Genomic DNA, 10,267 nt, shown 5'->3' with positions numbered 1-10,267 from the left:
GTGGCGGTTACAGCTACAGCAACACGGTGCCCGGTCCCATCGGTTCCATTCTGGGACCTGCCAAAGATCCCAAAGCGAATGCCACCCTGCCCTTCGCCTGCAGTCTGTGTGGTTCCTGCACTGATGTCTGTCCGGTGAAAATCGATTTGCATCATCAGCTGTTGACGTGGCGAAAAGAAATTCGGGTGAAAGGCTTTTTGCCGGTCTCGAAACGCATCTCCATGAAAATGATGTCGTGGCTGATGCAGGCTCCTCGAATGTATCGTTTCGTGGGGAAAATGGCGCGTTCGATCGTACCGTATCTGCCTCGATTCATGCTCTATAATCGAATGAACGACTGGGGTAAACAGAGAGAACTTCCCATCATACCCAAGCAGAGTTTCCGGGAGTGGATGAAGCAGAATCATGACGACAAGTAAAGAAGACATCCTGAATCAACTGCGCAGTCAGTCGGTCCCCCCGACCGATTTACCTGACCTGCAGTCCATTGAACTCGCTTCCCAGTGGATTCGCTATGAAGATCCAGCGGAACAGTTCGCAGAAACACTGGCTTCGGTTGGCGGACTGTGTGTCCGCGTCAAAAATGTGGACGAAATCAATCAGCGACTGTCGGAACTGACCGCGTATCAGGAAGCGAGCCAGGTCTGTTCGCAGATCGCCGGTTGTGGGCAACCCAATGTCAGTATTCCCGATATCACCGACCCGCATGATTTTGAGAATATCGATTTTGCCATATTACCCGGTGAATTCGGCGTGGCGGAAAACGGTGCCGTCTGGATCACCAATGAGGGCGGCCCGGCGCGGACCCTCTATTTTCTGGCGCAGCATGTCGCCCTGCTGGTTCCCGCCAGCGATATTGTAAACAACATGCATCAGGCCTATCAGAAACTCGAATTCGCTGAAAACAGCTTTGGCACCTTCATGTCGGGACCTTCCAAAACGGCTGATATTGAACAGTCCCTGGTGATTGGTGCCCATGGCGCCCGTTCCCTGACAGTCTTCCTGGTCGAAGAAGCCTTTTGAAATCACTGATCCGCTGATCAGATTTTGTCAGATTTTCTGTAACTTTCCCGGCTTCAAACAGGTACACTAAGCTGTATCCAGATCGTGTTTCATCGATCTGATCTGTTCTTAGAACCGTTTTTTCCTACCGGAGGTTCTCCGTGGCAACTGCAATCGTCAAATCCTTCCTGAAACGTTTCACGCTGACATTCTGCTTTCTCTCGCTGGGTTCACTGGCTCTGGCTCAGTCAGAGGGGGAACCTCGCAAAGAAAACATCGACTGGAATAAACCGATTGCCGTCACCACGATCGCCAGTATTGAGCGTGTTCTGGATGACATTGATTACATTTTTGCCACCATCGAGAAACCCGAATATCCGGCGATGATCAAAGGGTTTCTGGCACAGTATCGCAACCTGGAAGGCCTGGATAAAACAAAGCCGCTGGGGGCATTCGTATTTCTGGAGAAAGGAATCTCGCCGCAACCCGTAGTCGTGGGATTTATCCCCGTCAAAAGTCTGGATGAACTGATGCAGACTCTGGGCGAAGTCGGTTTCCTGATTAACCCGGTCGAAGGACAGGCTGACCGCTACACACTGGCGCTGCCCACATTCACGCTGCACATCAAGATGGCCCATGGTTACGCGTTTCTGCAGATCAAGAGTGAAGCGTTGGACAGAGAGTTTTACAACCCGGACGAGTTCACCAGCGCCCTTGCCAAAGAGTACGACATTGCCGGCGCACTGTTTCTGAATAATGTTCCCCAGCCGATGCGGCTGATGGCCGTCGATCTGGCCAGCGCCCGCGTGGATGAACAACTGCCCCAAAAACCAGGCGAAGACGATTTGAAATACAAGGGTCGCAAAGAGACGACCCTGTTGATGTTAAAGCAGTTTGAGCGCGTTGCCCAGGATGGCGCGCAACTGACCATCGGCTATGCTTTGTCGAAAGAGAAAAAGAACATTCAACTGCATCTGGGTGTCACAGCACAACCAGATACCCCATTGCGAAAAGAATTTGAGCAGCTGGCACACACTTCCAGCGAGTATTCTTACCTGCCGGCTGACTCTGCCGCATTCCTGGGATATACGGTACTCCCGCTCAGAAAAGAGGTAGAGCAAAAGCTGATTCTGGATCTGATTGAAAAATCATCCCGAAACGTTCCACCTGTTCTGCTGGGCGATGACGCCCATCCCGGGCCGGTAGCCAAGATTCTGGATTCAGTCAAAGCAACAGTTCGCTCTGGTAAACTGGATGGACACCTTCAGCTGCATCAGGTGGGTGAGAAGAAAGTCGCTTTACTGGGCGCGTTGCAACTTTCAAATGGAGCGCAGTTTCAACAGGGCCTGCAGGAGTTTTTCGAACTGACCAGTCAGGCTGATGAAACAGAAGGCATGGAAGCAAATATCGCGGAAGTGGAAGGCATCGCCATTCATAAAATCACTCCCAGGGATATCAAGGAAGATACCAGGAAGCTGTTTGGTCAAAACCCGGTCATTTATATTGGCTGCAGTCAGGACGAATGCTGGGTAGCCATGGGTGAAACCGAGAGTCTGGCATTGCTGAAAAAATCCATTTCGGCGGGCAAAAATCATGCTCAAGACCGACAACCGGGTACCAGTTTCCTGCTGTCGCTCAAACTGGCATCACTGATTCCCCTGGCAAAAGAGAATGCGAAAGACCCCGATTTTGTTGAATCTGCGAAAGTGGCCTTCGCTTCCGGTGGCGATCAGATGACCATTTATCCTAAAATCACAGCCGATCAAGCCAGCCTGAATCTGGAATTCGGTGAAGGATTCATCAGGCTGATTTCCTTAGCCATTGCCAATCGAAAGTAGCCTGTTTTCCGTTTGACTGTCCCGTCTTCCGATCAGAGACGCTCCGTGATGCTGGAACAGGCGCTAGAACTTTATCCCCGCCATGCCTGAACCAGAAACTGAAGTACTGCCTTATCTGACAGAAGGTTTGCCGGGAACCGGTGGCGAATTAAAGCAGACGCCGGAAGACTTTATTGTGGAAGAGATCCCGGTCTATGCTCCTTCGGGGGAAGGCGATCACCTGTTTCTGTGGGTGGAAAAACGGGATGTCTCGGCACAGTTTCTGGTAAAGGTTCTGTCAGAGCAGTTGAGAGTCGATTCCCGGGAGATTGGCGTCGCCGGACTGAAAGACCGCTGCGCCATCACGCGGCAGATGGTTTCTGTTCCCGCCGACTGTGAACCTCTGCTGGATGGGTTTGCCTTTGAGGGGATTCGCATTCTGCAGGCAACGCGGCACGAACGGAAACTGAAAACGGGGCATCTCAAAGGGAATCGTTTCACACTTTTATTGAAAGAGACCACTGAGAATGCGTTTGCCCGTGCTAATGCGATCCTCGAGAGAATCAAAGAGACCGGCTTTCCCAACTATTACGGTTCACAGCGGATGGGTCGCGACAATGAAACGCTGCGCATGGGAATGAAGCTGTTAAAAAATGAAAAGGTTTCCGCCAAATACTTTCGGAACAAATCGCTCAAGCGGCTGGCTTTGTCGGCGGCGCAGTCTCAGTTGTTTAACCAGGCTTTGTCTCAACGGGTCACCGATCAAAGTCTGCATACCGTACAACAGGGTGATGTGATGCAGGTTTGTGAATCGGGGGGACTGTTCGTCGTTGAAGATGTTTCTGCGGAGCAACAACGGTTCGATCAGCGGGAAACCGTGATCACCGGCCCGATTTTCGGACCCAAAATGAAACAGCCCACCGACCAGGTTCTGGAAGCCGAGACCGCGATTCTGCAGGAGTTCTCCCTGGAACCCGCTTTCTTTTCGCGTTTCAAAAAACTGACGCCGGGGGCCCGCCGACCATTCCTGATCTGGCCTGAAGATCTTAAAATCAGTCAGGCGGCAGACGGTATCCAATTTGATTTTACGCTGCCTTCCGGCGTGTATGCGACCATGCTGCTCAGGGAATTTATGAAAAACGAGACAGCCGTCATGTCACCAGGCGACTCGTTATGAAAGGAAGCTGTTGTGAAAGTTCTGATTGACCAGGAACAGATTAACTCGCGCGTGATTGAACTGGGACGCCAGCTTGCCCAGGAATATCAGAAACGTCCGCTGACCATCATTGGGATTCTGGCAGGCAGCCTGGTACTGCTGGCTGATCTGATCCGGGCCATTGATGTACCCCACCAGGTCGGCGTGTTACAGGCATCCAGTTATCGCGGCAAATCAACCACGCCGGGAGAATTGCAGGTGAACCTGGATTATCTGCCCGATTTAACAGACCGTGATGTTCTGCTGGTAGACGATATCTTTGATACCGGCAAAACGATGCAGACGGTCCTGGCTCAAATTCAGGAACAGAATCCCCGCTCTCTCAAATCAGCGGTCCTGCTCTGGAAAGAAGAAGCAGCCAAAGTGGAACTGAAACCCGACTATCACTGCTTTAAAATTCCCGATCATTTCGTGGTCGGTTACGGGCTGGACTTCAACAACGAATACCGTCATCTGCCCTTCATTGCTTCCCTGGAAGGCTCGGATCTCGTGTAAATCGAATCTGTAGAACGCATATTGTCCGTATGCGTTCTACAGATTTATGATTGATTACACATCCAGATTTTTTACATCGAGTGCATGTTTCTCGATGAATTCGCGGCGGGGCTCTACGACGTCGCCCATCAGCACGCGGAAGATTTCATCAGCGGCGGCAGCATCCTGCATCCCCACCTGCAGCAGAACCCGTTTTTCCGGATCCATGCTGGTATCCCAGAGTTCTTCCGAGTTCATTTCGCCCAGCCCTTTGAAGCGGGTCAGCTTCAAACCTTTTTCGCCGATGTCTCGCAGAGAGGGAAGCAGCTGGCGGAGGTTGCTGAGTTTGACGGCATGGCTGCCGCTGTTGATGCAAAACGGATAGATGGGTTCGCCGTTCCGGTTTCCAGGTGAGTAGAAATCTTTCAGGTGAATCCCGTAGCCTTTCAGCTTCTGCAGCATGTCATTGATCGTGCGAATTTCATGCAGATCGGTTACCTGCAGGGCACCTGCTTTGGCGAATTCATCCTCTTCTTCTTCGCTGTCTTCAGCGGTTGCTGTTTCTGCAGCACCATTATCATCGGCGATCTGCAGTTCATCGCCGCGCTTGTCTTCTTCTTCTTTCAGGAACTGTTCCTTCTCTTCCTGTGAAATAAACCAGAACTGCTGTTTGCCAAGGAAGATGCGATATTGCGGCAGCAAACCTTCTTCAGTTGCAAAATTTGATGCGAGGAACTTCAAGTCAATGCCGCGACGATCCAGTGTTCCCAGTGGTTCTTCCAGAGCAGAAACCAGATCGACGAGTTTTTCCAGCATTTCACCTTCAAAAATGGTCCCGTCTTCATGCTGCAGATTGGAATCCGAGAGAGCCAGCTCAACCAGCTCGGTCATCATTTCTTCCTGCGTCTGCACGTAACGGATTTTTTTACCCTGGGTCACTCGATACAGGGGAGGTTGTGCGACATACACACAACCATTGTTAACCAGTTCCCGCATGTGACGGAAGAAGAAGGTCAGCAGCAGCGTGCGAATGTGGCTGCCGTCGACGTCGGCATCGGTCATCAGGATGATCTTGCCATAACGGCGTTTGGTAACGTCATCAAAGGCGGCTCCCGGTGGAACGCCGACTGCTTTGAAGATGTTGGCAATTTCCGCGTTGTCCAGAACTTTGACCAGCTGTGCTTTTTCCACATTCAGGATTTTACCACGCAGTGGCAGAATCGCCTGGATATTGGAATCGCGTCCGGTGTCTGCCGAGCCGCCGGCAGAATCCCCTTCGACCAGGTAGAGTTCGGTGATGTCGAGTTCGCGGCTCCGGCAGTCGCGCAGTTTTTCGGGCAGCCCCCCCGTGGTGAGTGCTCCTTTACGGCGAACCATTTCGCGGGCTTTTTTGGCTGCTTCGCGGGCTTCCGCCGCCAACAGACCTTTGAGCGAAATCTTTTTCGCGACGCCCGGATTCTCTTCGAAAAACTTGGTCAGCTTTTCATTCACGACGGTCTGCACAATGCCTTCGACTTCGCTGTTACCCAGTTTGGTTTTGGTCTGACCTTCAAACTGGGGATCGGGAACGCGTACAGTAATCACTGCCGTCAGGCCTTCGCGGAAATCGTCGCCGCTGGGTGTGAAGTCTTTAAAGAGATTGGCTTTTTTACCGTAGGCATTGATCGTACGGGTTAATGCGCCGCGGAAACCCGAGAAATGTGTTCCGCCTTCAATGTTGAAAATGTTGTTGGCAAAACAGCGTACATTTTCAGTGGAACCATCGTTGTGCTGCACCGAAATATCGACCTGCGCCCCGTCGATTTCCCCCTGGATGTGAATGATTTCTTCGTAGAGTACCGTCTCGGTACGGTTCAGGTGCCGCACGAACTCGACGAGTCCTTCTTCGTAATGAAATTCATCTGTCTGGCCGGTACGCTCATCAACAATGCGAATCCGCACGCCGGCATTCAGGAAGGCGAGTTCCTGGAGTCGCTTGGTCAGCGTGTCGTAGACAAATTTGATATCCGGGAAAATCGTTCCATCAGGCTTGAAGGTAATTTTTGTCCCGCTTTTGTCAGTCTTACCGAGTTTTTTCAACGGCGTCTTCAACAGCCCCTGGTGGAATTCCATGGTCCAGACATGTCCCTCACGTCGGACTTCGGCTTCCAGCCATTCGCTCAACGCATTGACCGCAGTAATCCCGACGCCGTGCAGACCGCCGGTTCCCGTTTTGTAGCCTCCTTCGCGATCGAATTTTCCGCCGGCATGGATCTCTGTCAAAACGACTTCCAGGGCAGGCCGGTTATTCATGTCCGGCATCACGCCCACGGGAATCCCGCGACCGTCATCGCTACAGGTGACACTGCCATCCGCGTTGATTTTGACGTTGATGACCGAAGCATAGTTGTTCACACATTCATCGATCGAATTATCTACGACTTCATAGACCAGATGGTGCAGACCCCGGAGCGTTGTATCCCCGATATACATGGCAGGTCGGGTGCGAATCCCTTCGACGCCTTCCAGGGCACGAATGTTGGATTCATCGTATCCCGTTTTTTTCATATCTGTCTGACTCTCTTCTTGATCACTCACGCTTTATCACTCCCGTGAATTGTTTTTCTGTTTCGCTGCTGCGAAACGTTGTCTGATCTTAGACCAGTCTCAAACAGTAATTTCACATTCCATTTTTTAATCTGTTTGAGCTACTTGTTTGTCTTGGATTTCAAGCGAAATTTCATATCGCGGACATCCTGTTTTCCGTACTCCTGCTGTAATTTCGTCAGTAATGATTTCTTATGAAATGAATTCAGTTCATTCAACAGGGCCGAATTTTCCACACCGACCTGAACAACCCTGTTTTTAATTCCCATCACCGTTGTCTGACCTGCGATTTTTTCACCAGCTGCCTGTTTCCAGGCGTTTGTCAGTCGTTGATCTCCCTGGACACGTGACAGGCCTTTTAATGCGATCAGCTCAGAAAGTACCTGTGAAACAGGCACCGGAGCAGGCACGGCACGACTCTGTTTGAATTCGTACTTTCGGGACATGTATTACCGTGCTTGCGAGAGAGGCATGATGACGTAGGTGTAACCGTCGTCTGTTTTCAGAACTGCGGCGCTGTCGGAATCAATCAGCTGCAGCCTGATATGGGCGGCTGAGTCGAGTGTCTTGAGGAAGTCGGCCAGGTAACGCACGTCAAAGGTGATCACAATGTCTTCCCCCTCAAAGGGAATCGGGATTTCCACTTTGGATTCCCCGACGGAGGCAGCCACACTTTTCAAAGTCAACAGGCCGCTGGAGAAAATGAAATCCACGCCCCGTGTTTCCACGTCGGTCACAATCTGTGCCTGGCGGACTGCTCCGAAGAATGTGCCGACTTCCAGGTCGATGTTATGAGTCGGTTCGGGAGGAATGACATCGCGGTATTTCGGGAAGCGGCCTTCGACGAGTCTGCCGAAAATGGTGGAACGGCCACTTTTCACAATCACATCATTGGCCCGGATGGCGATCTGGATGTTTCCTTCATCGCCTGTGAGACTCTTTTCGATCAGTGACATCGCCTTGGCGGGAATCACAGGCCGGTTATTTTCATAGGCTTCGGAACCCTGGTAACTGCACGCTGACTCGACCATGGCCAGTCGGCGACCATCGGTGGCGGCCAGGGTCAATTTATCGCCTTCCACATCAAACAGAACCCCGCCTAATGCATAGCGAGTGCTTTCCGGATCGGTGGCAAACACGGTGCGGCGGATCATTTCACGAAATGACTGCATCGGAATTTCGAAGAAGTTCGATTCGTTGAAGGTTTCCACGGCGGGAAATTCGGCAGGATCGTGCACGGACAGACGAAACTCACTCTTACCGGCCTGAATCAGAATGTAGTCCTGTTCAGATTCCTCGTCTTTCTTGAGTTCGATTTCCACGGAATCGGTGTGGGCTTCCCGCAGGATCGAAACCAGTTCATGCACGGAGAGCAGAACCTGCCCGGGCACCATGACCTCGACTTCTTCGAAATCAAAACGGATGCTGACTTCCAGGTCAGTCCCGCTCAGAGTTGCTTTTCCGTCTGCTGCTTCCAGTTTGGCACACTTCAGAACTTCTTTCGGTGTGCGGGAACTGATGACGCTTCCAATAATCTGAAAGCCGGATAACAGGGTAGATCGAGAACAACTGAGCTTCATGTTTGAATCAACTTTTGTAAAAATGCGTGGAATTTGACGGCAGCCGCGGACATCGATGGGAACTCATTCTGGCTGTCTGAAATCTGCTATTGAATGCTGCTGATATTTTATGTGATTTCGATGACTTTCACAATCAATCAGAGGTCCCGAATCTACACAACAACGTTGATTTTCAGGGGAGTTTTAATCTAAAAGATTTTTATTTAGCAGTAGTATTATCAGAGGGGCAGAAAAATTGTGCAAAAACAGAGATCTGTAGCTGTAAATGCATAAAGAGTATTAGTTTAAGGTGAGGTTGCAACAGAAAATTTCTGTCGAGAACCTGTTGAGAGGATCTTGGTGAGAAGCAGACTGGCTGATCAGAAAGTGGAGGACTTTGAAAAGTCAGGATCAGCGCTGTTCAGAAACGAAAAAGAAGTCGACGTGCGACATCAGAGTTTCAACAGATTATCAACAAACCAGCGCGTCAGAAACCGCTGGAACAGGTTCGCTGATCCGATTTCTCTGGTTGAATTTCCTGTCCGCTATAAAGGGTATACCCCAAGTTGTTGCTTGATGCGAGAAATCTGCTGGCGTAATCCGGGCGATTTTTCGAGATCGTTCTGAATTTGACGACAGGCATGAATAACCGTGCTGTGGTTCTTGCGATTAAAATAATTTGCGATATTTGCTAAAGATTCACCGGTCAATTCCCGGGAGAGAAACATGGCACATTGTCGAGGCAGAACAATCTGCTGAGACCGGTTGGCAGAGCGGATTTGAGCCAGGCTGGTTTTAAATTCCCTGCAGACGACACGGGTTATTTTGGCGGTACTGGTTCGCGGTGGATCGAGATTCCCATTCAGAAATTCCTGTACAAAGCGGGCATCAATTCGCTTCTGCTGAATTCGACTGACGGTATAAAGCTGATTGAGGATCGCAGACAGCTCTCGTGGTGAGCTGTCTTTCTGATGTGCGATCAGGGAGAGTTCTTTTTCTTTGATGGGAATCTGTTCGAAATCGGCCCAGAATTTTAACAGTTCCAGCCTGCTCTGATATTTCAGGGGAGAAATTCCCGCACAGACGCCACCATGAAATCGATTGATTAGCTTCTTATGAAAATGAACCAGTTCGCCCGGTGGTTTGAGGGAAGTGAAAATGGCGGCCCCTCCCTGTTTGAGAATCGTATCCAGCGTCGAGAGCAGTTCTCCCTGTGTATGCATCCGGTTTTCCAGGCTGTGGATATCTTCCAGTATCAGCAGCTGCAGATCACGGAGTTTCTCCTGAAACGCGGCAATTCGCTTGTTTTTTGAGGCAACTGCGTATTTTGCCGCGAATTCGCTGGCCGTCATGCTGTTCCATTCCGCGTCCGGATGGAGATTGAGATAGTCTGGAATCAGCGACTTGATCAGGGCCGATTTTCCACAACCCGAAGGCCCGTAAATATAGACCAGTGGGGGATCGGGCATGCCTGTCGTCTGGAATAATTGCGAAACAGCCGTAAACGCATACTGGTATTCGGTGAAGATCCGAAAAGGACGTTCGTTCGCAGCTTGCTGAGTTTTTGAGGATTTCGACATCATCCTGGAGACTTCTTCGTCAGAAATATCCTG

The 10,267-nt window shown here is 50.8% G+C and carries 9 protein-coding genes; 5 read left to right on the top strand and 4 right to left on the bottom strand.

Translation table 11 applies throughout. From position 1 onward, the window contains the following. The 5 genes from AACZ40_RS05530 to hpt form a co-directional block, all read left to right on the top strand. On the top strand, window positions 1-419 hold a 419-nt coding region (locus AACZ40_RS05530), incomplete at its 5' end, for a lactate utilisation protein LutB domain-containing protein (RefSeq protein WP_339673556.1). Further along, window positions 406-1,023: an LUD domain-containing protein gene (locus AACZ40_RS05525; RefSeq protein WP_291173833.1), complete on the top strand. Its 618-nt coding sequence runs from the start codon at window positions 406-408 to the stop codon at window positions 1,021-1,023. The genes AACZ40_RS05530 and AACZ40_RS05525, both read left to right, overlap by 14 nt. Before the next feature lie 140 nt (window positions 1,024-1,163). Beyond that, entirely contained in the window at window positions 1,164-2,840 is a 1,677-nt protein-coding gene (locus AACZ40_RS05520; RefSeq protein WP_291173832.1) for a hypothetical protein, read from the top strand. 82 nt (window positions 2,841-2,922) lie between these two features. Then, window positions 2,923-3,996, top strand: coding sequence for a tRNA pseudouridine(13) synthase TruD (locus tag AACZ40_RS05515; protein WP_291173829.1), 1,074 nt, complete (start codon window positions 2,923-2,925; stop codon window positions 3,994-3,996). A gap of 12 nt (window positions 3,997-4,008) precedes the next feature. Then, the gene (hpt, locus tag AACZ40_RS05510) at window positions 4,009-4,530 is read left to right on the top strand and encodes a hypoxanthine phosphoribosyltransferase (protein WP_291173826.1); all 522 of its coding nucleotides are present in this window, start codon (window positions 4,009-4,011) and stop codon (window positions 4,528-4,530) included. Between the two features lie 54 nt (window positions 4,531-4,584). On the opposite strand, the gene AACZ40_RS05505 is transcribed toward hpt, so the two are convergent. From AACZ40_RS05505 to AACZ40_RS05490, 4 genes are all read right to left on the bottom strand, one after another. After that, window positions 4,585-7,086: a DNA gyrase subunit B gene (locus tag AACZ40_RS05505; RefSeq protein ID WP_291173823.1), complete on the bottom strand. Its 2,502-nt coding sequence runs from the start codon at window positions 7,084-7,086 to the stop codon at window positions 4,585-4,587. A 110-nt stretch (window positions 7,087-7,196) separates the two neighbouring features. Further along, window positions 7,197-7,541 carry a DUF721 domain-containing protein gene (locus AACZ40_RS05500; RefSeq protein ID WP_291173819.1) on the bottom strand — a complete coding sequence of 115 codons (345 nt, stop codon included), beginning with the start codon at window positions 7,539-7,541 and terminating at the stop codon, window positions 7,197-7,199. Window positions 7,542-7,544: 3 nt separating this feature from the next. Further along, window positions 7,545-8,675, bottom strand: coding sequence for a DNA polymerase III subunit beta (dnaN, locus tag AACZ40_RS05495; RefSeq protein WP_291173816.1), 1,131 nt, complete (start codon window positions 8,673-8,675; stop codon window positions 7,545-7,547). 524 nt (window positions 8,676-9,199) lie between these two features. After that, window positions 9,200-10,237, bottom strand: coding sequence for a DnaA/Hda family protein (locus AACZ40_RS05490; protein ID WP_291173813.1), 1,038 nt, complete (start codon window positions 10,235-10,237; stop codon window positions 9,200-9,202). Window positions 10,238-10,267 lie beyond the last annotated feature (30 nt).

Origin of the sequence: uncultured Gimesia sp. (genome assembly GCF_963972345.1) — a bacterium.
Lineage (GTDB): Bacteria > Planctomycetota > Planctomycetia > Planctomycetales > Planctomycetaceae > Gimesia.
This window is presented reverse-complemented; position numbering and strand designations above follow the sequence as displayed.